The organism is Streptomyces mesophilus (genome assembly GCF_011044995.1).
GTDB classification, from domain to species: domain Bacteria; phylum Actinomycetota; class Actinomycetes; order Streptomycetales; family Streptomycetaceae; genus Streptomyces; species Streptomyces mesophilus.
The window spans coordinates 1-23,222 of record NZ_JAAKZW010000128.1 but is presented as its reverse complement, the minus strand read 5'-3'; the positions used below and the strand labels follow the sequence as shown (position 1 = coordinate 23,222).

General features: G+C 70.0%; 21 protein-coding genes. 7 read left to right on the top strand and 14 right to left on the bottom strand.

The genetic code is table 11. The annotated features are described in order from the left end of the window. Positions 1 to 167 precede the first annotated feature (167 nt). The 3 genes from G6045_RS25730 to G6045_RS25720 form a co-directional block, all read right to left on the bottom strand. Complete coding sequence (locus tag G6045_RS25730; RefSeq protein WP_165334473.1) at positions 168 to 1,385, bottom strand: dipeptidase; 1,218 nt, start codon at positions 1,383 to 1,385, stop codon at positions 168 to 170. A 71-nt stretch (positions 1,386 to 1,456) separates the two neighbouring features. Continuing rightward, positions 1,457 to 1,978, bottom strand: coding sequence for a 5-(carboxyamino)imidazole ribonucleotide mutase (purE, locus tag G6045_RS25725; protein ID WP_165334472.1), 522 nt, complete (start codon positions 1,976 to 1,978; stop codon positions 1,457 to 1,459). Next, positions 1,975 to 3,114, bottom strand: coding sequence for a 5-(carboxyamino)imidazole ribonucleotide synthase (locus tag G6045_RS25720; protein ID WP_165334471.1), 1,140 nt, complete (start codon positions 3,112 to 3,114; stop codon positions 1,975 to 1,977). Before G6045_RS25720 ends, purE begins: the two co-directional genes overlap by 4 nt. A gap of 127 nt (positions 3,115 to 3,241) precedes the next feature. Between G6045_RS25720 and G6045_RS25715 the strand changes: the two genes are divergently transcribed. Next, a complete protein-coding gene (locus G6045_RS25715) occupies positions 3,242 to 3,742 on the top strand; it encodes a GtrA family protein (protein WP_165334470.1) in 501 nt (166 codons plus the stop codon). Between the two features lie 81 nt (positions 3,743 to 3,823). Here the strand turns inward: G6045_RS25715 and G6045_RS25710 are convergent, their stop codons facing one another. Both G6045_RS25710 and G6045_RS25705 read right to left on the bottom strand, forming a co-directional pair. Continuing rightward, positions 3,824 to 5,095, bottom strand: a complete 1,272-nt coding sequence (locus tag G6045_RS25710; RefSeq protein ID WP_165334469.1) for an ATP-binding protein — start codon at positions 5,093 to 5,095, stop codon at positions 3,824 to 3,826. 155 nt (positions 5,096 to 5,250) lie between these two features. Further along, a complete protein-coding gene (locus tag G6045_RS25705) occupies positions 5,251 to 5,928 on the bottom strand; it encodes a response regulator transcription factor (protein WP_052581568.1) in 678 nt (225 codons plus the stop codon). 509 nt (positions 5,929 to 6,437) lie between these two features. Between G6045_RS25705 and G6045_RS25700 the strand changes: the two genes are divergently transcribed. Both G6045_RS25700 and G6045_RS25695 read left to right on the top strand, forming a co-directional pair. Then, positions 6,438 to 7,952, top strand: a complete 1,515-nt coding sequence (locus tag G6045_RS25700) for a peptide MFS transporter (RefSeq protein WP_165334468.1) — start codon at positions 6,438 to 6,440, stop codon at positions 7,950 to 7,952. Positions 7,953 to 8,075: 123 nt separating this feature from the next. Beyond that, positions 8,076 to 8,909 (top strand): alpha/beta hydrolase, encoded by an 834-nt coding sequence (locus G6045_RS25695; protein ID WP_165334467.1) that lies wholly within the window; start codon positions 8,076 to 8,078, stop codon positions 8,907 to 8,909. A 141-nt stretch (positions 8,910 to 9,050) separates the two neighbouring features. Here the strand turns inward: G6045_RS25695 and G6045_RS25690 are convergent, their stop codons facing one another. From G6045_RS25690 to G6045_RS25665, 6 genes are all read right to left on the bottom strand, one after another. Next, positions 9,051 to 10,388, bottom strand: a complete 1,338-nt coding sequence (locus tag G6045_RS25690; protein WP_165334466.1) for a hypothetical protein — start codon at positions 10,386 to 10,388, stop codon at positions 9,051 to 9,053. Between the two features lie 14 nt (positions 10,389 to 10,402). After that, entirely contained in the window at positions 10,403 to 11,581 is a 1,179-nt protein-coding gene (locus G6045_RS25685) for a hypothetical protein (protein ID WP_408056363.1), read from the bottom strand. Continuing rightward, positions 11,578 to 12,648, bottom strand: a complete 1,071-nt coding sequence (locus tag G6045_RS25680) for a WxL protein peptidoglycan domain-containing protein (protein WP_165334465.1) — start codon at positions 12,646 to 12,648, stop codon at positions 11,578 to 11,580. Before G6045_RS25680 ends, G6045_RS25685 begins: the two co-directional genes overlap by 4 nt. 74 nt (positions 12,649 to 12,722) lie before the next feature. After that, positions 12,723 to 13,424, bottom strand: coding sequence for an LPXTG cell wall anchor domain-containing protein (locus tag G6045_RS25675; RefSeq protein WP_165334464.1), 702 nt, complete (start codon positions 13,422 to 13,424; stop codon positions 12,723 to 12,725). 234 nt (positions 13,425 to 13,658) lie between these two features. Then, positions 13,659 to 14,153: an ATP-binding protein gene (locus G6045_RS25670; RefSeq protein ID WP_165334463.1), complete on the bottom strand. Its 495-nt coding sequence runs from the start codon at positions 14,151 to 14,153 to the stop codon at positions 13,659 to 13,661. Between the two features lie 205 nt (positions 14,154 to 14,358). Beyond that, positions 14,359 to 14,727, bottom strand: a complete 369-nt coding sequence (locus G6045_RS25665; protein ID WP_165334462.1) for an STAS domain-containing protein — start codon at positions 14,725 to 14,727, stop codon at positions 14,359 to 14,361. Positions 14,728 to 14,965: 238 nt separating this feature from the next. On the opposite strand from G6045_RS25665, the gene G6045_RS25660 reads away from it, so the two are divergent. Continuing rightward, positions 14,966 to 15,946, top strand: a complete 981-nt coding sequence (locus G6045_RS25660) for an RNA polymerase sigma factor SigF (RefSeq protein ID WP_408056362.1) — start codon at positions 14,966 to 14,968, stop codon at positions 15,944 to 15,946. 120 nt (positions 15,947 to 16,066) lie between these two features. Here G6045_RS25660 and hutI read toward each other — a convergent pair whose 3' ends face one another. Together hutI and G6045_RS25650 are read right to left on the bottom strand one after the other, a co-directional pair. Beyond that, positions 16,067 to 17,239 carry an imidazolonepropionase gene (gene hutI, locus G6045_RS25655; protein ID WP_165334461.1) on the bottom strand — a complete coding sequence of 391 codons (1,173 nt, stop codon included), beginning with the start codon at positions 17,237 to 17,239 and terminating at the stop codon, positions 16,067 to 16,069. A 98-nt stretch (positions 17,240 to 17,337) separates the two neighbouring features. Next, positions 17,338 to 18,171 carry an alpha/beta hydrolase gene (locus tag G6045_RS25650; protein ID WP_165334460.1) on the bottom strand — a complete coding sequence of 278 codons (834 nt, stop codon included), beginning with the start codon at positions 18,169 to 18,171 and terminating at the stop codon, positions 17,338 to 17,340. Positions 18,172 to 18,428: 257 nt separating this feature from the next. Between G6045_RS25650 and G6045_RS25645 the strand changes: the two genes are divergently transcribed. Together G6045_RS25645 and G6045_RS25640 are read left to right on the top strand one after the other, a co-directional pair. Beyond that, a complete protein-coding gene (locus G6045_RS25645) occupies positions 18,429 to 19,229 on the top strand; it encodes a response regulator transcription factor (RefSeq protein ID WP_165334459.1) in 801 nt (266 codons plus the stop codon). Positions 19,230 to 19,253: 24 nt separating this feature from the next. Next, on the top strand, positions 19,254 to 20,276 hold the full coding sequence (locus G6045_RS25640) for a LacI family DNA-binding transcriptional regulator (protein ID WP_165334458.1): 1,023 nt from the start codon (positions 19,254 to 19,256) through the stop codon (positions 20,274 to 20,276). Positions 20,277 to 20,380: 104 nt separating this feature from the next. Here G6045_RS25640 and G6045_RS25635 read toward each other — a convergent pair whose 3' ends face one another. Further along, positions 20,381 to 21,784 carry an MFS transporter gene (locus G6045_RS25635; RefSeq protein ID WP_206344169.1) on the bottom strand — a complete coding sequence of 468 codons (1,404 nt, stop codon included), beginning with the start codon at positions 21,782 to 21,784 and terminating at the stop codon, positions 20,381 to 20,383. Positions 21,785 to 22,130: 346 nt separating this feature from the next. On the opposite strand from G6045_RS25635, the gene G6045_RS25630 reads away from it, so the two are divergent. Continuing rightward, entirely contained in the window at positions 22,131 to 23,024 is an 894-nt protein-coding gene (locus G6045_RS25630; protein WP_206344168.1) for a LysR family transcriptional regulator, read from the top strand. Positions 23,025 to 23,222: the final 198 nt, after the last annotated feature.

Below are 23,222 nucleotides of genomic sequence, written 5' to 3'. Positions count from 1 at the left end.
CCTCCCCCGGCCGCGCCGAACCCGGTCCCCGCTCCGGCCCCACGACGAAACCGCAGGCGGCAGGACCGTCGTCGAACCAACGGCGCCGGGCCCCCGCGGCTCAGGCGTCGGGGGCGCGCGCGTATCCCGGCGGGCCTGTCACGAGCTCCGCCGCGCCCGGCGCGAGCTCAGGCCGCCGGACCGTCCACCTGCTCAAGCGTCGCGTTCGACGGGCCGCGGCGGGACTGCAGGTCGCGGGAGACGGATTCCGCGTCGCGGAGGGTGCGGAGCGCGTTCGACCAGGTCAGCTTGGCCAGGTCGGCGGAGGACCAGCCGCGGCGCAGCAGCTCCGCGATGAGGTTCGGGTAGCCCGCGACGTCGTCGAGGCCGGACGGGGTGAAGGCCGTCCCGTCGTAGTCGCCGCCGATGCCGATGTGGTCGATCCCGGCGACCTCGCGCATGTGGTCGAGGTGGTCGGCGACCGTGGCGACGGTCGCGACCGGGCGCGGGTTGGCCGCCTCGAAGGCGCGGTGGATCTCCATCGCGTCGGGGGTGGTGTCGAGGTGGTGGCGGCCATGGGCGCGCATGTTCTCGTCCGCCGCCTGGGTCCACGCGACGGCCGCGGGCAGGATGAACTTCGGGACGAACGTGGCCATCGCCACGCCCCCGTTCGCGGGGAGCTGCGCCAGCACGTCGTCGGGGATGTTGCGCGGGTGGTCGCAGACCGCGCGGGAGGAGGAGTGGGAGAAGATCACCGGGGCGACCGACTCGTCCAGGGCGTCGCGCATCGTCGACGCCGCGACGTGCGAGAGGTCGACCAGCATGCCCGTGCGGTTCATCTCGCGGACCACCTCGCGGCCGAAGGGCGAGAGACCGCCCACGCCCACGGCGTCCGTCGCCGAGTCCGCCCACGCGATGTTGTCGTTGTGGGTCAGGGTCATGTAGCGCACGCCGAGCGCGTAGAGCGCTCGCAGGGTGGCCAGCGAGTTGTTGATGGAGTGGCCGCCCTCGGCGCCCTTCAGGGAGGCGATCCGGCCCTCGCCGCGGGCCTTCTCCATGTCGTCCGCGGTCAGCGCGCGGACCAGGTCCTTCGGGTACGCGGCCAGCAACTGGTCGACGCAGTCGATCTGTTCAAGGGTCGCGCTGACCGCGTCCTCACCGGCCATGTCGCTGCGCACGTACACCGACCAGAACTGCGCACCCACACCGCCGGCCCGCAACCGCGGGATGTCGGTGTGCAGCCGCCCGCGCAGATCGCCGGCGATATCGCGCTGCGCGAGGTCGTAGCGCACGGTCTCGCGCAATGCCCACGGCAGATCGTTGTGCCCGTCGACGACGGGGTGCTCGGCGAGCAGGTCGAGGGCCTGGGAGAGGTACGGCGAGAGGTCCGCGGGCGAGGAAGTCATGCCCCCAACGTAACCGCCGGGGGCATGGCTCTCCTCTCGGGCCGGGTGCCGCTCGGCGAAGCCGCCGGGCGCTACTTCCCGAAGCCGAAGGCCCCGGCGCCCTCCGCCTTGGCGCGCAGGCGGCGGCCCTTCTCGGTGGCCTGCTCGTTGAGCTCCTGCTGGAACTCCCGCATGCGGCCCATGAGTTCCACGTCGTACGCGGCCAGCATCCGGGCCGCGAGGAGCCCGGCGTTGCGTGCGCCGCCCACCGACACCGTGGCGACCGGGACGCCGGCCGGCATCTGCACGATGGAGAGCAGCGAGTCCATGCCGTCCAGATACTTCAGCGGTACGGGGACGCCGATGACCGGCAGCGGGGTCACCGAGGCGAGCATGCCCGGCAGATGCGCCGCTCCCCCGGCGCCCGCGATGATCGCCTTGAGGCCGCGGTCGGCGGCCTGCTCTCCGTACGCGATCATCTCGCGCGGCATCCGGTGCGCCGAGACCACATCGACCTCGTACGGGATCTCGAACTCGGCGAGCGCCTGCGCGGCCGCCTCCATCACGGGCCAGTCGGAGTCGGACCCCATGACGATGCCAACTACAGCGCTCATTCGGTGATCGTTCCTCGCAGGTAGCCGGCGGCGTGCGATGCGCGTTCCAGCACATCGCCCAAGTCGTCGCCGTAGGTGTTGACATGACCGACCTTGCGGCCGGGCTTCACATCCTTGCCGTACATGTGGATCTTGAGCTGGGGGTCGCGGGCCATGCAGTGCAGATACGCGGAGTACATGTCCGGGTAGTCGCCGCCGAGGACATTGGCCATCACGGTCCACGTGGCGCGCGGGCGCGGGTCGCCGAGGGGCAGGTCGAGCACGGCGCGTACGTGGTTGGCGAACTGGGAGGTGACCGCGCCGTCCATCGTCCAGTGGCCGGAGTTGTGCGGGCGCATGGCGAGCTCGTTGACCAGGATGCGGCCGTCGGGCGTCTCGAAGAGCTCGACCGCGAGATGGCCGACGACGCCCAGTTCATGGGCGATGCGCAGGGCCAGCTCCTGGGCGCTGCCCGCGAGTTCCGACGACAGTTCCGGAGCGGGCGCGATCACGGTGTCGCAGACTCCGTCGACCTGGCGGGACTCCACGACCGGGTAGGCCACGGCCTGGCCGTGCGGCGAGCGGACGACGTTGGCCGCCAACTCCCGTACGAAATCGACCTTCTCCTCAGCGAGCACCGGGACTCCGGCCCGGAACGGGTCGGCGGCGTCGGCCTCGGAGCGTACGAACCACACGCCCTTGCCGTCGTATCCGCCGCGCACCGTCTTGAGGATGACGGGGAAGCCCTCGCCCTCCTCCGCGAACGCGACGACATCGGCGACATCGCGCACGATGCGGTGGCGCGGGCAGGGTGCGCCGAGCTCGGTGAGGCGCTCGCGCATCGCGCCCTTGTCCTGCGCGTACCGCAGAGCGTCCGGGCCCGGACGTACGGCGATGCCGTCCGCCTCCAGAGCGCGCAGGTGCTCGAGGGGCACATGCTCGTGGTCGAAGGTGATCACGTCACAGCCGCTCGCGAAGTCACGCAGCGTGTCCAGGTCGCGGTAGTCGCCGATGACGACTTCGCTCACGACCTGCGCCGCGGAATCCGCGGGGGTGTCACTGAGGAGCTTGAACTTGATGCCGAGCGGGATGCCTGCTTCGTGCGTCATGCGCGCGAGCTGCCCACCGCCGACCATGCCGACTACGGGGAACGTCACATCCTCCAGGGTAAGGGGCCCCCGGATACGTAAAGACCTACGAGTCCTGCGTCACATCTCACAGTCTGGTTAGCATTGCTTGACGACATAGCCGGGGGAAACGACCGAACGGGGCTGACCCATCACCATGAGTGAGCGTGGCGCACTACGCGCACAACTGGATCAGCTCTGGCGGGAGATCGCGAAGTTCGGCGCCGTGGGCGGCGTCGGCATGCTGGTCAACCTCGGCGTCTTCAACCTGCTGCGGCACACCACCGAGATCCCCGTGGTGCGCGCCTCGATCCTCGCGACGGCCGTGGCGATCTGCTGCAACTACGTGGGGTTCCGGTACTTCACTTACCGTGACCGGGACAAGAGCAGCCGCACCAAGGAGATGACGCTCTTCCTGCTGTTCTCGATCGTCGGGCTCGTGATCGAGAACGGGGTGCTGTACGCGGCCACGTATGGGTTCCACTGGGACAGCCCGCTGCAGTCCAACGTCTTCAAGTTCGTCGGCATCGGGATCGCGACCCTGTTCCGCTTCTGGTCGTACCGCACGTGGGTGTTCCGTGCGCTGCCGGCCCGTGAGGCCGTGGCCAGCGCGGAATCGTTCCTGGACGACTCCGAGCCGCAGCGCACCCGGCGCTGAGCGGCCTTCCTGCCCGCCGCACGGCGCTGAGTCGCTTTTCCTTCCTGCCCACCGCACGGCGCCTGAGCCCCCCTGGCCGCCCTACCTGACCGTCCGCTCCTCCTGCGCGCCCTCCGGCGTGCGCGGAGTGCTGGACAGGAACAGGCCGAACACCGGCGGCTGCGCCTGCAGCATCTCCAGACGGCCGCCGTCCGCCTCCGCGAGGTCACGGGCGACCGCGAGGCCGATGCCCGTGGAGTTGCGGCCGCTGATGGCGCGCTCGAAGATCCGGGTGCCGAGTTCCGGCGGCACGCCGGGGCCCTCGTCCGTGACCTCGATGACCACCTGGTTTCCGGCGATACGGGTCCGTAGCGCGACCGTGCCGCCACCGTGCATCAGGGAGTTCTCGATCAGTGCCGCGAGGACCTGGGCGACCGCGCCGGGTGTGCCGACCGCCCGCAGATTCTGTTTGCCCGAGTGGACGATGGCGCGGCCCGCGCTGCGGTAGGCGGGGCGCCACTCCTCCAGCTGCTGTTTGACGACCTCGTCCAGGTCGAAGGAGACCGCCGAACCGGTGCGCGGATCACGGGAGTTGGTGAGCAGCCGCTCCACCACGTCGGTGAGCCGCTCCACCTGGGTGAGCGCGATGGTCGCCTCCTCCTTCACCGTGTCCGGGTCGTCCGTGAGCGTGATCTCCTCCAGGCGCATGGAGAGGGCGGTCAGCGGGGTGCGGAGCTGGTGCGAGGCGTCCGCGGCGAGGCGGCGTTCCGCGGTCAGCATGCGGGCGATGCGCTCGGCCGAGGAGTCGAGGACGTCGGCGACCCGGTCGAGCTCGGGGACGCCGTAGCGCTTGTGCCGCGGGCGCGGGTCGCCGGAGCCGAGGCGTTCGGCGGTCTCCGCGAGGTCGGTGAGCGGCGATGCGAGGCGGTTGGCCTGCCGTACGGCGAGCAGGACGGCCGCGATCACGGCGAGGGTCGCCACCGCGGCGATCATCAGGAGGGTGCGCCAGACCTCGTTGGTCACCGAGGAGCGGGGCTCCTGGACCGTGACGGTCTCGCCCTGTTCGCCCTGCTCGGTGGCCTGGATGACGTCGCCGGCCGGGCGCGTGCCGATCTGGATGGGGTCGCGCCCGGGGATCTCGATCAGGGCGAAGCGCTCGCTGTCGACCTGGTCGCCCAGGACCTGGGCGGTGATCGCCTCATGGCCGATGATGCGGGAGTCGACGATGGAGGCGAGCCGCACCGCCTCGGATTCCACTCGCTCCTGGGCGCTGGTGGTGATCGTCCGGGTCTCCACGATGACCAGGGAGACGCCGAACACGGCGATCACGACGAGCACCACGGCGAGGGTGGAGTTGATCAGTCGGCGGCGCATGTTCTTTCCTTACGGGATGTGGGCGCCCACTCCGTACCGGGTGCCCTGCTCCGCCGCTCCGCGGCGGGGATGGTTTCCGGGGGCTGACGCCCCCGGGCCCCCTGCGGGGCTCCGCCCCGATACCCCGGGTGTGACGGTCGCCGACGGCCCGGCGCTCAGCTCTTCTCGAAGCGGAAGCCCACCCCGCGCACCGTGGCGATGTAGCGGGGGTTGGCCGCGTCGTCGCCGAGCTTCTTGCGCAGCCAGGAGATGTGCATGTCGAGGGTCTTCGTGGAGGACCACCAGGTGGTGTCCCAGACCTCGCGCATCAGCTGGTCGCGGGTGACGACCCGGCCCGCATCGCGCACCAGCACCCGCAGGAGGTCGAACTCCTTGGCGGTGAGCTGGAGTTCCTCGTCGCCCATCCAGGCGCGGTGGGACTCGACGTCGATCCGTACGCCGTGGGTCGCGGGCGCTTCCTTGACCTCGCTGGCGCCGCGCCGCAGGAGGGCCCGGACGCGGGCGAGCAGTTCGGCGAGGCGGAAGGGCTTGGTGACGTAGTCGTCGGCGCCGGCGTCGAGGCCGACCACCGTGTCCACCTCGTCCGCGCGGGCGGTCAGGATGAGGATCGGGATCGCGTGCCCGTCGGCGCGCAGCCGGCGGGCGACCTCCAGGCCGTCCATCCCGGGCAGTCCCAGGTCGAGCACGACCAGGTCGATTCCGCCCTGCAGGCCCGCGTCGAGTGCGGTCGGTCCGTCCTCGCGTACTTCGACCTCGTAACCCTCCCTGCGCAGTGCACGGGCCAGCGGCTCCGAGATGGACGCGTCATCCTCGGCGAGCAGTACACGGGTCATGGCCTTGATGGTAGTCGGCCGAGGCAGCGGAGATACGGGCATCCGGCATGCCTTCCGTACCTGTGGGGCAGGAGGGGCCAAGTGCGGGGAGCACCCTGCGAGACTGGCAGCGTTTTCCGTGAGTTACCTTCGAATTGCGGGTTCGGTTCCAGCGATGCTTGTGATCCAGCTCTCAAATCCTTCCATACGCGCCCTTAATCTCCTTATGGTGTGCGAACGCCTATAACCCCAGATGGGACTTTCGGCCCCCCTAATCAGCCGAAAGTCTCTTATGAGGGGCGAGGTTGCATCGTCAACCTTGCGTTTAGTGATTGACCTATGGGCCGGGCCCTTTGCGCGAAGAAGCGCGAGGGCGTGGATCCCGGAGCGCACCGCTCACTTCTTCGTCTCCGCACGGAACGAGGCCCCCAGGGCGTGGGGATGAGCTGTGCCGCCGGTGCCGGCCACCCCCCACCGGGCGCGCATCACGCTCACGCATGCAGCGCGTCCCGAGCGAACAAGGAACGACCATGGCGTCCAGCCTGACGAAGCCTTCCGCCACCGGCGAGAAGACCTTCTTCGGCCACCCCCGCGGCCTGGCCACACTCTTCATGACCGAGATGTGGGAGCGCTTCTCCTACTACGGCATGCGCGCACTGCTCGTGCTCTACCTGGTCTCCGGTGGCGCCGACGCGGCGACCGGCTCCCAGGGCGGCGGCCTCGCCTACACGGCGGCGGCTGCCACGGCGATCTACTCGGTCTACGTGTCGCTGGTGTACCTCTTCACGCTGCCCGGCGGCTGGTTCGGTGACCGCGTCTGGGGTGCCCGCAAGACGGTCGCCATCGCGAGCGTCGTGATCGTCGCCGGTCACGTCAGCCTCGCGCTGCCCACGCAGGCGATGTTCTTCGTCGGTCTGGCCCTCGTGGCCGTCGGCTCGGGTCTGCTGAAGGCCAACATCTCCACGATGGTCGGCCAGCTCTACAGCGACCCGAAGGACGTCCGTCGCGACGGCGGCTTCACGATCTTCTACATGGGCATCAACCTCGGTGCCTTCGCCGCTCCGTTCGCGATCGGCATCCTCGGTGAGAAGGTCAACTGGCACCTGGGCTTCGGCCTCGCCGCCGTCGGTATGGCGCTCGGCGCCATCCAGTTCATGATCGGCTCGCGCCACCTGGCCCCGGTGTCCAGCGAGGTCCCGAACCCGCTGACCGCCCCCGAGAAGCGCGGTGTCATCACCAAGACGCTGGCCACCATCGCCGTGGTCGCCGCCTTCTACCTGGTCGTCGCCTTCACCGGTGTCTGGGACCTGACCCTCAACTGGGCGCTGCTCCCCATCACCGTCATCGGTCTGCTCATCCCGATCGCCGTGATCGCCCGCATCAAGTCCGACAAGGACCTGAACGGCGAAGAGCAGACCAAGATGAACGCCTTCATCTGGTTCTTCGTGGCCGCGGCCGTGTTCTGGATGATCTTCGACCAGGGCGGTTCGACGCTGTCGCTCTTCGGTGACACCTCCACCGAGCGCGCGATCTTCGGCTGGGAGATGCCGAACACGCTGTTCCAGTCGCTGAACCCCGGCTTCGTCATGATCTTCGCGCCGATCTTCGCCGCGATCTGGCTGGCCCTGGCCCGGCGCAACCGCGAGCCGGACACCATCGTGAAGTTCTCGATGGGTCTGGTCATCATCGGCGCCTCGTTCTTCGTCTTCCTCATCCCCATGGGCATGGCGAGCGACGGCAAGGTCTCCATGTGGTGGCTGGTGCTGATCTTCCTGATGCACACCTTCGGTGAGCTGTGCCTGTCCCCGGTGGGTCTGTCCCTGACCACCAAGCTGGCGCCCCGGAAGTACGCCGCCCAGATGATGGGTGTCTTCTTCCTCGCCGTCACCGCCGGTGACTCCGTGACCGGCATGCTCTCCATCGCCGGTGTGGACCTCAACGGCAAGGGCGTCGTCGCCCTCGAGGCCGCCGCCGCGGTCCTGGCCGGCTTCGCGATCTACATGGCGCGCAAGAAGGTCAAGTCCCTGATGGGTGAGGTCCGCTGAATCAGCTCCTGAGCTGAGCGTCTCGTACGCGGTACTCGAACGAAGGGCCGCCGCACCACTCGGTGCGGTGGCCCTTCGTGTTTCTCGCGTGCGCCGCGGCGCGCCCCGTGGACGATGCGGGGCATGCGCCTCTCCTTGCGCCCTTCCCTGACCGGCGGTCTGCTCGCGCTGCTCGCCTCCGTGGGTCTGCTGTCGTCCTCGACGGCTCCGGCCGCCTCCGATCCGGTGGTACGGAAGTTCTCGTACGGGTCGCACGCACGCCAGACGGTCACCGTGTACGGGGACCACGGCCCCGCCCTCGTCATCGTGCACGGCGGCTACTGGGCCGACGACACGGACTGGAGCCACTGGGCGCGCTGGTTCGCCGGGCAGGGCTTCCGTGTGTACGACGTGGACTACCGGCTCAACTCCGACGCGCGCTGGCCCGCGCAGCGCACGGACGCGCTGGCCGCGCTCGACTGGGTGGCGTGGCACAGCGGGATGCGCCCGCTGGTGCTCGGCTCCTCGGCGGGCGGCCAGATCGCGACGGTCGCGGGCGGGTACGGCGAGGGGGCTTCGCGGGTACGCGGGGTCGTCGCGCTCTCCCCGGTGGCGACGCCTTCGCGGGCCTGGACGGATGGCGGGCGTTCCTCGGCGTCGGCCAAGCAGCGCAGGCTCCGCTCGGAGGCGCGTCGGCTCGCGGGGTGCACGCCGGCCGCGTGTCCGGCGCAGTGGCGGTCGATGGCGGCGTCGTCGTATGCCTCGGGGGCCGAGGACGCGCCGCTGTTCCTGGTGCACTCGGTCGCGGAGTTCGTGCCGGCGGCGCATTCGCGTGATCTGGCGACTGCCGCGCTGGGCAAGGGGCTTGGGGATGTGACGGTGCGTACGGTGTCCGGGTCCGCGCATGGGGCGGGGCTGTTGTCGTCGGAGGCCGTGCGGGATGCGGTGGTGGGGTGGCTGCGGGAGCACACTGGTTGAGGTCCGGGCTTCCTTTTCCCCTGCCCGCCCCTTCCCGAAACCGGAGCTCCGCCCCGGACCCCGTATCCGAGCTTCGCTCGGATGTCCTCAAGCGCCGGACGGGCTGAAATGTCAGCCCATCCGGCACCGTTGGACCACTACTTACTGCGTACGCCGCCGCGGCATGAACGTGAAGACCGCGCCGCCCAGCAGAATCACCGTGCCGGCCACCAGGCCGAGGGCGCGCAGGGCGCCGTCGGACTCGGCGCCGGTCTCGGCGAGGCCGCCGCCGGAGGCCGGGGAGCCGCCCGCCGCACCGCCGGCCGCGTCGCCGCCACCGGCGACACCGCCTGCGTCCTCGGTCTCCAGCGTGAGCGAGACGGCCGTCTTGGTCGCCTTGCACTTGACGGGGATGTTCTGACCGCCGAGGTTGACGTCGATCGTCATGTCACCGGGGCTGAGTTCCGCCTTGCCCTTGGCACCGGGCTTGTACGTACCGGTCATGTCCTCGAGGTTGACCGGCTCGCCGTTCTTGATCGGCGCCGGGTTCGGCTTTCCCGCGACCTTGACCGAACCGTTGTCGTCCCCGCTGACCTTGATCTGCATCGACGCCTTCATCGCGCCGGCCGGCAGATCCGCCGGAGAGTTCATCACGCCCTTGCCCAGCTTGACCGTGAGGGCGTAACTGTCGCCGCTCTTCTTGGCGTTGACGGTTGCCTTGCCGTTCAGCGGCTCCGTCGGACCAGGTGAGGAGCACTGGAACGTCGTGGCGACCTCCTTGCCCGGGAAGTCGGTCCCACCGCCGCCACCGCCCGCGGCGCCGCCGGTCGAGGTCGTACCGCCGTTGTCACCGCCGCCGGTGGACGTCGTGCCGCCGTTGTCACCGCCGCCTGTCGACGTCGTACCGCCCGTGGACGTCGTACCGCCGGTCGAGGTCGTACCGCCGTTGTTGCTGCCACCCGTGGTCGGGGCGGGCTCGCCCGTGACCTTGATGGTGAGCGCGGTCGGCACCTTCTCGAGCGGGACACACTTGGTGTCCACGTTCATGCCCATGACCTTGGCGTTGATGTTGTACACGTCCGGCGTGAGGGTGAGATCGCCGGGCGCCGTGAGCTTCAACTTGCCCTTCATGTCGGCGAGTTTCATATCGCCGCCCTTGGGGATCGCCGGGTTCTTGCGCGGCCCCTCCAGCTTGACGTCGGCCGTCTGCGCGCCCGCCGCCTTGACCGTTCCGGTCGGAAGCAGCGAGTCCGCGGGCAGGTCGATGATGTCGGGGTTCTTCGACGCGGCCTGGACGAACTTCCAGGTCACCTCGATCTCGTCGCCCACCTTCGCCTCGGCCGGAGCCGTGATGTCGGCGATGCCGGTGCCCTCGATCGGGTCCGAGCCCATGCTCGGCGTGCACTTGGCCTTCCAGGTCGACTCGGCCGCCTGTGCGGGAGCCGCGGTCAGCAGGATGCCCGCGCCGCCGAGCATGAGCGCGACGCCCAGCGCGCTCACTCTCCTTTGAGTGTTCACGTAGTGCCCTTCCTCTCGGATGAAGCTGATGGATTGGGGCGGTTCTCTTGCGGTGCGGATTGCTGTGCCGGTACACCCGGCGCGGTGTCCGGGGTGAACCACGGCAGGCCGGCGGTGGTGCCGGTCCCGTTCGTGGCCGCCGCGGAGTTCTGGGTGGGTACGGGGGCCGTCGCGTCCGGATCGGCCCCCGGGCGCCGCGGTGTGCGCGGCTTCTTGTGCTCGCCGCCGACGCCCGTCGTCGGCCTGAGCACCTTCGGCAGCTTCGCCGTGACCTCGGCGAGCCGCCGTGACTTGTTGCCCTTGCGGCGCGGGCGGACCCGGTCGACGACGGCCATGCCGATACGGAACACGGCGGCCGGTACGACGATGCAGAGCAGGATCCAGAACAGCGTCACGCCCCACGGCCTGGGCACGCCCCACGGCTGCTCGGCGAGCACCTTGCTGCCGTACTGGAGGGAGACCAGATAGTCGCCGTGTGCGCCGGCGTCGAGCTGGACGGACAGTTCGACCTGGGCCTTCTGGCCGGGGGCGATGGTGCCCTTCCACTGCTGCTCCTCCCACTGCGGCGCGAAGACGCCGTGCGAGGTGCCGACCTTGAAGACGGGGTCCTTGACGGGTGCGGAGCCCAAGTTGCCCATGGTCACGACGAGTTTGCGGCTCTGCGGGGAGCCGAACCAGTTGAGGATGCCGCTGTCGCCCTCGAAGCGGGGCGCGGCGAGCACGGCGAGCTTGCCGCCGGTGGTCCGGTCGGGCAGCGCCTTGACCGGGTGGCCGGCGACCTTGAAGGGGATCTGGGCCGTGGACTTCTCGCCCGTCACGGTCGCCACATGGATCACGCAGGGGCAGGCTTTCGGCGGCTCGGCGACCGGGACCTTCTGCTTGAACTCGCCCTTGGCGTTCGTATTGATGGCCACGCCTTCGGAGTTGGCGCAGCTCGGGGTGCCGCCGATCATGTTCTGGCCGCAGATCAGGATCGTGATCAGGGCGCCGGGCTTCCAGCCCTTGCCGCTGACGGTGACGTCACCGCCCTTGCCCGCCTCCTCCTTGTCGACGGATAGGGACGGCTTCTCGGCCGCGGTGGCGCTCTGCGGCACAAGCGTGACGAACGCCAGCGCTGCGAGGAGTGCGGCCGCCAAGGGGCTCAGCCACTTCGAGCGGCAACGGTCGACGTTCACTTGATCTCTCCCGTCCCTGCGGAGACCGTCTCTGCGGAGACCGTCCCTGCGGAATCCGTCCCTGCGGAGACCGTCTCTGCCGAATCCGTCCTTACGGAAACCGGCCCTGCGGAAACCGACGCGCGCTGTCCGTCCTGTGGTTGGAGCTCTGCCTTGAACGCGTCGACCGCGCGTCTGCGCCGTACGACGAAGACCACGAGCCCCGCGAACCCGGCGACCAGCGCCGCAGCGCCCGCCACCGCGGCCCAGGGCACCAGGCGCACCTCGGCGGCCCGGCTGTCCTTGGCGGCGCCGTCCGCCGAGACCGTGAGTTCCACCCGTACCGAATCGAAGGCGGGACGGTCCGTCCACGGTTCGCGCAGCGTCACCTTGCGGCCGGGCAGGAGCTCCACCGGCAGCGGGCGCGCGGCGCGGTCGAGCACCTCGCCGAAGAGACCTTCGGCGTGCACCGCGAGCTTCGGCGCGAGCACCGTGTTGCCGCGGTTGACCAGGGAGTACGCGATGCTGTCACCCTCGATGGCCACATCCTCGACCGTGACCGCCGACAGCGTCGGACCGCTCACCCGCAGATGCACCCGCACTCCCAGCTTGCGCTCGCCGACCTGGGCGATGACCGCGGCGGGATGGTCACCGGGCATCGCACCGTCCGGCACCGCCACCGAGAACGGCACCCTGGCGGCGGTGCGCGGCGGGATCTTCACCTCGTCGTCCGCGAAGCTCAGCCAGCTCCCCGCGTCCTGCGTCTTCTTGGCGCCCTTGGTGTCACGCACCGCGAAGGAACCGTCCGCGCGGTTGTACGCCTCCGCGGCCCGCAGCTTCACCGTGGTGGGCTCGGCGCCCGGGTTGGTCACCGTGACGGTGTCCTCGAGGACGGTGCCCGCCGCCCCCTCCATGTAGAAGTAGGGGCGCCCGTCCTCGGCAGCGCGGGTGCCGCTGCCGGAGGACGGGGCGATGGACCAGGTGGGTCCGTCCGCCGGTGTGTCCGCCACCGCACTGCCCGCGGGCAGGCCGAGCAGGCCTGCCACGGCCAGCAGGCATACGGCGGCGGTGCGGTGAGCGGACAGCATCGGCGGCTCCAAGTGCGTTGCCCTACGGGTGCGTTGGTGTGACCACCCCTGACGGTGTGACCACCACCTCTGACCTACCGGCGGACCGCTTGGTTGCGCCGGGTCAGCCACAGAACGCCGCCCGCACCGACGAGCAGCACCGTGCCGCCGAGCGTGCCGAGCGCGACCGCCGAGTCCTCGGGGCCGGTCTGCGGCAGTTCCGAGCCGCCGTCCGGCGCGCTCTGCGACTCGCCGCTGGATCCGGCGTCACCCGTCGAACCGCCACCGCCCGAACCCTTGACGTCCATTTCCAGGGACGGCTTGGGGTTGTTCTTCGCCGTGCACGTGGTGGTGGTCGACATCGCCGAGATGGTGAGCGTCCCCGCGGTGAAGGTGACCTTGCCACTGCCCTTGGGCGTGTACGTACCGGTCATCGGGTGGATCTTGATCGGCGCGTTCGCCGGAATGGCCTCGGGGTTGCCGCCCGCCGAGACCTTGATCGTGCCGCTTTCGGCACCGCCCAGCTTGATCTGGGCGCTGGGCTTCATGACGCCCTTCTCCAGAGCGATCGGGCTGGACGAGACACCCTTGTTGAACGTCATCGTGATCTTGTAGCCGCTGCCGGCCTTCTCTGCCTTGATGTCGACCGGAGAGACGGCGCTCTTCGGACCGATCGGCGTCTTGCAGTCGTAATTGACGTCCACCACGGTGGCGTGAGCAGCGGGGGCGGCCAGCAGTACCGCCGAGCCGGCCAAGGCCGCGGCTATAAGCGCGGCGGCGCTTTTCTGGTACGACACCTCGAATTCCCCTCATGCCGGGAGTTGAAGGCCGTCGGCACTCGGGGCCTCGCCCCTGCAAGTTACTGACGACACATCAGATTGGGCGCTCAAGGTACGCCCGGGGCCAAGACATGGGAAGACAAACAACGAGGCGGTTTGGTGGAGGCCTTTGACCTGCGCTTTTAGGCTCGGAGACCCTCATTTTCGTACGGAAAAGGGTTCGAGCGGCACGATCGGGAAGGTGTGAAACCCTTATACGGGTGAGGCGAGTTCGGCCCACACCGTCTTGCCCGACACCCCCGGTGTGCGCACAACGCCCCAGTCGAGGCAGAGGCGTTGGACGATGAACATGCCGTGACCGCCGGGGCGGCCCGCGCGATGCGGGGTGCGGGGGGCCGGGTTGCCCGCGCCCTGGTCCGAGACCTCGAGGCGCAGGACCTTGCCGTCGCTGCCGATCCACAGCTCGCGGGCGCCCTCGGCGTGCAGACAGGCGTTGGTGACGAGCTCGGAGACGACCAGGAGGACGTCCTCGGCGGCGGCACGGCGGTCGGCGCTCGCGGCGGGCAGCCAGCCCCATTCGTGCAGGGCCTGCCGAGTGAAGTCACGCGCGAGGGGCACGACGCCGCTCTCGCCCGCGAGGCTGAGCCTGCGCACCTGACGGCGGGCGGGCGCTGCATCCGCAGCCGGGCCGGCGGCACCGGACTCCGGACCGCGGTCGCCCGGCGAGAGGGGCCGGGTGGTGCTCATCAGCGCTTCACCTCACCGATTCACCAGTCGTAGTTACCAGGGGCCACGGCCCCGCACGTTCTTGTCCTGTCGCATCCAACGGGTTCCGATGCGTCTCCTGCCCGCCCAGACGGTACGAACACCCACTTTTTCGCTACGGAAAATGTGATGCAGATGACGCACCGGTCACGGGACGGCTTCCGGCCGGTCACGGCGGGCCGTCCGATCACTCCCTGAGCGCGGCCTCGAGGGTGGGATGCACGGTGAAAACCGCCTCCGCTCCCGTGATCTCGAACACCCTGGCCACCACCGGCTGCATCGCCGCGAGGTGGACACCGCCGCCTTCGGCCTCGACCTTCAGACGGGCGCCGAGCAGCACGTTGAGCCCGGTCGAGTCGCAGAACTCCAGCCGTGAGCAGTCCACGACGAGCCTGGTCACCCCCTCGGCGATGGCCTGCTCGAGCGGTTCACGCAGGAGATCCGCGGTGTGGTGATCAAGTTCGCCCGCGGGCGCGAAGACGGCACTGGCGCCCTCGCTCCACACGCCGACCTGAAGCCGGCCCCGATGTGCGCTGCCGACTGTGCCGCGGTCCATGCCGCTCCTCTTCCGCTGCGTCCCGAGCTGGTGGTTGACCTCTCTGAACATACGCCTTCCGAACGACTCCGGGTACCCGAACAACCACCGGATATCGGACAATTAGGACGCAATCGCACTTGCGAGGCAGTGAGGAAAACGGGTAGGCCTAGAAGAAGACCTGTTCACGACGGCCGGCTACGGAGGCGCCGCACACCGCAACCCGCACATTGGCATCGGCAGCCGTACGCCGAGAACGATGGAGGACACCATGTCACCCCGGCTCGACGCATCGCCTACCCGCAAAGCGACGTCGACACCCCCACCGGACCACATCGACACCGAACCCCATATCCCCGCTCCCCGCGCCACGGCGGCCCCCCACGCAGCCCCGTCCGCCGAGGAGACCGCCGAGGAGCTCACAGATCTGGCGGATCTCTCGGATCTTCCCGAGATCCCGCCGTACGACGAAGTGGCCCCGCAGGACGCACGCGCCCTGTCGAAGACGCTCTTCGCCCGCCTCGAGACGCTCGAGGAAGGCACGCACGAGTACGCGTACGTCCGCAACACACTCGTGGAACTCAACCTCGCCCTGGTGAAGTTCGCCGCCTCCCGCTTCCGTTCGCGCAGCGAACCGATGGAGGACATCATCCAGGTCGGCACCATCGGCCTGATCAAGGCGATCGACCGCTTCGAGCTCAGCCGTGGCGTCGAGTTCCCGACCTTCGCGATGCCGACCATCGTCGGTGAGATCAAGCGCTTCTTCCGCGACACCTCGTGGTCCGTGCGCGTACCGCGCCGGCTGCAGGAGCTGCGGCTCGACCTGGCCAAGGCCGGGGACGTGCTCGCGCAGGAACTCGACCGCGCGCCCACCGTGGGCGAGCTGGCCGAGCGGCTCGACATCAGCAAGGACGAGGTCGTCGAGGGCATGGCCGCGAGCAACGCGTACACCGCGAGCTCGCTCGACGCCCAGCCCGAGGAGGACGACTCCGAGGGTGCGCTCGCGGACCGCATCGGTTACGAGGACCACGGGCTCGAAGGCATCGAGTACGTCGAGTCCTTGAAGCCGCTGATCGCGTCCCTGCCGGCGCGTGACCGCAAGATCCTCTCGCTGCGCTTCGTGGCCAATATGACGCAGTCCGAGATCGGCGAGGAGCTGGGCATCTCGCAGATGCACGTCTCCCGGCTGCTCTCGCGCACGCTCGGGCGCCTCCGCAAGGGGCTGACGGTCGAGGAGTGAGCTGCGGCTCTCCAGGTTTCCTCAGGCGCCCCCCGTTCGTTCGGGGGGCGCCTGACGCCTTTGTGGGCGCTCCTGGCGCCGCTGCGGCCCGCTGGGCGGCATCTGCCGCTTCGCGGCCCGCTAGGCGGGCACCTGCTGTCCGCGCTGCCAGACGGTACGGACGAGGGGGACGCCCGGGCGGTACGCGAGGTGGACATGGCTCGGGGCGTCGAGCAGGGCGAGGTCCGCGCGGGCGCCCGGGGTCAGCCGGCCGACGTCCGTGCGGCGCAGCGCCTGCGCACCGCCCGCGGTCGCGGACCACAGGGCCTCGTCCGGGGTCATCCGCATATCGCGTACGGCCAGGGCGATGCAGAACGGCATCGAGGACGTGAACGACGAGCCGGGGTTGCAGTCCGTGGAGAGCGCGACCGTGGCCCCGGCGTCGAGCAGCCGGCGGGCGTCGGGCCACTGGGCGCGGGTGGAGAACTCGGCGCCCGGCAGCAGCGTCGCGACGGTGTTGCCGCCCGCGAGCGCGGCCACGTCCTCGTCGGTGAGGTGGGTGCAGTGGTCGGCGGACGCGGCGTCGAGCTCCACGGCGAGCTGGACGCCGGGGCCGTACGTGAGCTGATTGGCGTGCACGCGCGCCATGAGGCCCTTCGCCCGGCCCGCGGTGAGGATGGCTCGGGCCTGGTCGCCGTCGAAGGCGCCCTTCTCGCAGAAGACGTCGATCCACCGGGCGTACGGGGCGCAGGCGTCGAGCATCTCGCCGGTGACGAGGTCCACGTAGGCCGCCGGGTCGTCGGCGAAGTCGGGGCTCACGATGTGGGCGCCGAGGTAGGTCACCTCGTCGGTGTGCCGGCTCGCGATCCGCAGGGCGCGGGCCTCGTCGTGGGTGGTCAGGCCGTAGCCGGACTTGGTCTCGAAGGTGGTGGTGCCCTGCCTCCGGGCTTCGGCGAGGTAGCGGACGAGGTTCGCCTCGAGTTCCTCGTCGGTGGCGGCGCGGGTGGCTTTCACCGTGGTCCGGATGCCGCCCGCCTCGTAACTGCGGCCCTCCATGCGGGCGTTGAACTCCTGGGTGCGGTCGCCGGCGAAGATCAGGTGGGAGTGGGAGTCCACGAAGCCGGGGATGGCGGCTCGGCCCTGGGCGTCGTACGCCTCGTCGGCGGCGGGGGCGTTCGCTGTGGGGCCGACCCACGCCACGGTCTCGCCATCGAGGACGACGGCGGCGTCCTGGATCTGGCCCAGGGGGCCGGTGCCTCGCTCGGGGTCGTTGGTGACCAGGTTCCCGATGTTCGTGATGACGGTGGTCGTCATGGTTCCCTCTCCGTGGGTCGTTCGTTTTCCCCTACCCGCCCCTTCCCGAAACTGGGGCTGCGCCCCAGACCCCGCATCCGAACTTCGTTCGGATCTCCTCAAACGCCGGAGGGGCTGAAAGATCTGCCAGTGGTTGCCCACTCCCCGATCCGCCCCAACAGCTCCTCGCTCGCCGCGTGTTCCGCGTGGCCCATGCCGGGTTCCAGCCACAGCTCCACGCCGGGTGCCGCCCCCGCCAGCATCCGGGGATGGTCGAGCGGGAAGTACGGGTCCCTGTCGCCGTGGACCACCAAGAGCGGGGTCGGGGCCAGGAGCGGGACCGATTCGACCGGGGAGAGCGGGACCGGGTCCCAGTCCTTGTGGTGGATGCGGGTGCGCAGGACGTGGCGGCCGACCGCGCGGCCCGTACGGCGGGTGATCAGCCAGTGCAGGCGACGCATCGAGGGGGTGCCCTGGTAGTACCAGCGGGCGGGGGCGCTGACGCAGACCACCGCGTCAGGGCGCGCTTCCGTGCGCCCCCCGTGCAACGCGCCGTGCCGGAGCACCACCGAGCCGCCCATCGAGAAGCCGACGGTCACGACGCGGGTGCAGCCGAGCGAGCGGGCCCACTCGACGGCCGCCGCGAGATCGAGCACCTCGCGGTCACCCACCGTGGAGCGTCCGCCGGAGCGGCCGTGGCCCCGGAAGGAGAAGGTGATCACGGCTCCGAACTGGGTGAACACCCCCGCGGCCCGCCGTACATGGGGCTTGAGCAGACCGCCGGTGAACCCGTGGGCCACGACGATCGCGAGGTCGCTCGGCCCCTTCGCACACGGCTCGTACGCCGCCTCGATGGCCACCCCGTCCGCCGTACGCAGCGTGGTGCGCCGCCTCCCCCGCGTGATCGGTAGCACAGAAGATCGCGCCGTTTGACCTGCCGGAGGTGAACTCATGTGAGCTATTCTCCTTCTCGGAGGATCCGGGCAGCGTAGCCCCCGGGTCCTTTTGTGCTTTTCTGCAGGGTTTAAGGGTTGAACCCTTGTCCGGCAGGTGAGCACGGCGGGCCCAGGGCGCGGGACCCGCCAGCGGTAACGAGCAACACCAGCAGTGCCGTAAACGTCCTCGCAGGGACCGAGGAGGAACCAGACGTTATGGGCGAGCGAAACGTGCACGACCGTCATACGACCGAGGCCGAGGCAGGTGAGCGGCGATGAGTTCTCTGCTGCTCCTGACCAACGCCCTCCAGCCGTCGACGGAGGTGCTTCCCGCCCTCGGCCTGCTGCTGCACAACGTGCGGGTGGCCCCCGCCGAAGGCCCCGCTCTCGTCGACACCCCTGGTGCCGACGTCATCCTGATCGACGGCCGCCGTGATCTGCCGCAGGTCCGCAGCCTGTGCCAGCTCCTGCGGTCCACCGGACCCGGCTGCCCGCTCATCCTCGTGGTGACCGAAGGCGGTCTCGCCGCGGTCACCGCGGACTGGGGCATCGACGACGTCCTCCTCGACACGGCAGGTCCGGCCGAGGTCGAGGCGCGGATCCGGCTCGCGATGGGCCGCCAGAACCTCACCGGCGACGACTCCCCGATGGAGATCCGCAACGGTGACCTCTCGGTGGACGAGGCCACCTACAGCGCGAAGCTCAAGGGCCGGGTCCTCGACCTGACCTTCAAGGAGTTCGAGCTCCTGAAGTACCTGGCGCAGCACCCGGGCCGGGTCTTCACCCGCGCCCAGCTGCTCCAGGAGGTCTGGGGCTACGACTACTTCGGCGGTACGAGGACGGTCGATGTCCACGTACGAAGGCTGCGGGCGAAGCTCGGACCGGAGCACGAGGCGCTGATCGGAACGGTCCGGAACGTCGGTTATCGCTTTGTTACGCCGGAGAAGGCGGACAAGGGCGAGCGCGCGGCGGAGGCGGCCGCCAAGGCAGGGGCCAACGCGGACAAGGGCTCCGAGCCTGTCCGGGCGCTGTCGGACGAGCGTACGGAAGCTGACGTACGGCCTGCCAAGAGGTGACTCTTCCCGCGTAGACTGCCGCGCGTGGCCAAGGTGACGCGGGACGATGTGGCGCGACTGGCGGGGACTTCCACCGCCGTCGTGAGCTATGTGATCAACAACGGTCCCCGGCCGGTCGCCCCGGCCACGCGCGAGCGGGTACTCGCCGCCATCAAGGAGCTGGGCTACCGCCCGGACCGGGTGGCGCAGGCGATGGCGTCCCGCCGTACGGACCTCATAGGCATGATCGTGCCGGACGCGCGCCAGCCGTTCTTCGCGGAGATGGCGCACGCCGTCGAACAGGCCGCCGCCGAGCGCGGAAAGATGGTCCTGGTCGGCAACTCCGACTACCTCGACGAGCGCGAGGTGCACTATCTGCGGGCCTTCCTCGGGATGCGGGTCTCCGGCCTGATCCTGGTCAGCCAGGGCCCCAGCGAGCACGCGGCGACCGAGATCGACGCGTGGGACGCCCGGGTGGTGCTCCTGCACCGCAGGCCCGACGCGATCGACGATGTCGCGGTGGTCACGGACGACGTCGGCGGAGCGCAGCTCGCGACGCGTCACCTTCTCGAGCACGGTCATCCGTACGTGGCCTGTCTCGGCGGTACGGAGGGGACCCCGGTCGTCGGCGACCCGGTCACCGATCACGTCGAGGGCTGGCGGCTTGCGATGAAGGAGGCGGGCATCTCCACGGAGGGCCGCCTCTTCGAGGCTCCGTACAACCGCTATGACGCCTACCAGGTCGCGCTCTCGCTGCTCGCCGGACCCGACCGCCCGCCGGCGCTCGTCTGCGCGACCGACGACCAGGCGATCGGCGTCCTGCGCGCGGCCCGTGAGCTGCGGATCGACGTGCCCGGCGAGCTGGCCGTGGCGGGCTTCGACGACGTCAAGGAAGCGGGCCTGACGGACCCGCCGCTGACCACGGTCGCCTCGGACCGCCCGGCCATGGCGCGGGCGGCCGTCGACCTGGTGCTCGACGACGCCCTGCGGGTCGCCGGTTCACGCCGGGAGCGGCTGCGTCAGTTCCCCGCGCGGCTGGTCATTCGGCAGTCCTGCGGCTGCAACTGAGCCGGCTGCCCGGACCATCGGGCAACTGAGCCACCCGCCCGGCACGTCGGGGCCCCGCCCCCAGGACAGGGCGGAACGGGACCCCGACGCTTCAGCTCCTGCCGTCAGTGCCCGACCGGCACCCGCTGTGCGGACTCCTCCTGAGGCGCCCCGGCCGGCGTCCCGGTCTGTCCCGAGGACCGGTGAAGGAGCAGGAGCAGCGCCGTGACGAGCCCGACCAGCGCGAACACCGCGGTGGCCAGGAAGCCCGCCTGGAAGCCGTCGTTGAGGCCGGCCGCATCCGTGCCCGTCGTGTACGCGAAGGCCACCGACGAGGCGATGGCGATGCCGAGCGCGGCGCCGATCTGGAACACCGCGTTGTTGATGCCCGACACCAGGCCCGACTCCTCGGGCCTTGCGCCCGTGAGCGAGGCGATCGAGGCCGCCACATTCGTGCTGCCGATGCCGGAGCCGAAGATGACGAGACCGAAGAACAGGTCGCTCCAGTAGCCGCCGTTGGGGTCGATCTGCGTCAGGAGCAGCAGGCCGCCGGAGAGCAGCGCCATACCGGTGATCGCGATCGGCTTGTAGCCGACCTTGGCGACGAGGCGGGCGCTGACGTTCGCGCCGATGATCGACATGACCGCGTAGACCGCGGTGCTGAGGCCGAACTTCACGGCGCTGTAGCCGAGGACCTGCTGGGCGTACAGGGAGGTGATGAGCGCGCCTCCGTACACCGCCATGGCGACGATGGCCATCAGGATGTTGCCGCCGACGACGGTCGGCGAGCGGAAGATCCGCAGTGGCACCAGGGGCGCCTTCGACCGGGCCTCGATCACGGTGAAGAGGACGAAGAGGACGGCCGCGGCGATCAGCATCCAGACCGTCTGCCCGCTGCCCCAGCCCACCAGCGGCGCCTCCGACACGGCGTATACGAGCAGGGCGATGGCGGCCGTGATGGTGACCGCGCCGGCCGGGTCGAAGCGGCGGCGGCCGGGCTGCACCGGGGTCTGGCGCAGCAGCTTGGGGCCGAACAGCAGGACGGCGGCCACGACCGGCACGTTGATGTAGAAGATCCACTCCCAGCCGAGGCCGTCGGTGATGGGTCCGCCGATCAGCAGCGCGGCGGTGGCGCCGAACGCGCCGATACCGGTCCAGATACCGAGCGCCTTGTTGCGCTCGGGGCCCTCCGCGAAGGTGTGCATCAGGACGGCCATGGCGGTCGGCGTCATCACCGCGGCGGCCACGCCCTGGACGACACGGGCGGTGATCAGGACCTCGTCGGTCCAGGCGAGACCGCAGAGGACGGAGGCGACACCGAACAGCGCCGTGCCGAGGAGGAACATCCGGCGTCCGCCGAGCAGATCGGCGGTACGGCCGCCGAACATCAGCAGTCCGCCGAAGCTCAACAGGTAGGCGCTCATGACCCATTGGACGCCGCCGGGCGCGAAGCCGAGTTCCGTCTCGATGGCGGGCAGGGCCAGCATCACGATCTGGGAGTCGACGATGACCATGAAGAAGGACGCCACGAGCAGGGTGAGCGCCAGCCATCTTCGGGGGTCGGGGGTCTGGGCCTGAGGTGCTTGGGGTGGCTGAGGTGCTCGAGGGGGCTGAGGTGGGCGCCGGTCGGCGCTGTGACGGGACATCGGAGTCCTCGCTTCCTTCGGTTCTGTTTTATGCGCGGATACGCGGATATTCCGCCGCGCAGGAGGCAGCACGGAGCCGCCCGGGGTTCCCGCGGCGGTCCTTGCATGGGGGGTGGGCCAGGCTGTCGGCCCTGTGACGCCGATCAGTGTGCTGGCGGGGCAAGTCCGCGATCAACGGCGAAGTGCTCACCCCTCGGTAAGGTGCGCTTAACGATCACGGGGGTGGCGGATGAACTGGCAAGAGCTGCACACGTTCCTGGTGTTGGCCGAGGAACTGCACTTCGGCCGGACAGCGGAACGGCTGCTCATCTCACGGGCCCGGGTGAGCCAGATGACCAGGACGCTGGAACGCCGCGTCGGCGCCCCGCTGTTCGAACGCTCCAGCCGCCGCGTGACGCTCACCCCGCTCGGCCACCAGCTGCGCACCGAGGTCGCCCCGCACCACCAGGGCGTGCTCGACGCCCTCGCGCGCGTCACCGAGGCCGCCCGCGGCACGGCGGGCGTGCTGCGCGTGGGCTTCTCCAGCCCGCTGGCCGGCGAGACGGTCATGCGGGTCTCGGAGGTGCTCCGCGAGCGCTATCCCCTGTGCGAGGTGCAGATCCGCGAGATCCATCTGTCGGACCACTTCGGTCCCCTGCGCAGGGGTGAACTCGACGTACAGCTGACCGAGTTGCCGGTGGACGAGCCGGATCTGACGGTCGGCCCGGTGCTGCTGCGCGACGCCCGGGTGCTCGCCGTGTCGGGTGGGCACCGCCTTGCGCGCCGTACGACGGTGTCGGTCGAGGACCTCGCCGAGGAGGAGGTCGTGATGATGGAGGGGATGCCGGTCCTCTTCCGGGACTCGCTGATCCCGGCCCGTACACCGAGCGGCCGGCCCGTCCGGCGCTCGGCGGTGACCCGGTACTGGCAGGAGCTGCTCGCCCTGGTCGCCGCGGGCGAGGGTGTCACGGTCGCCGTCGCCCAGGGGGCGGTCTACTACCCGCGCCCCAACCTGGTCTACATCCCGTTCGACGACCTCGGGCCCCTCGAGTACGGGCTCCTGTGGCGCGGGACGGATGCCTCGGCGAAGGTCTGCGCCTTCGCCGAGGTGGCCAAGGAGGTGTGCGCGGCAGAGCAGGGCTGAGCCACCTGCTCACCGAAGGGCTTCCCTTATATCGGGCATACGGGGTTCTGCCGGGCTTCTCAGCACCCCCTCAGGAAGCTCTCATGATCCGGGGCAAAGCTCAAAGGCATGACCGAGAGCTACCGCCAGAGCGGCAACCACCCCGAGCAGCAGCCCTCCTATGACACGGCGTACGGCACGATGCCCCCGGCGTACGGC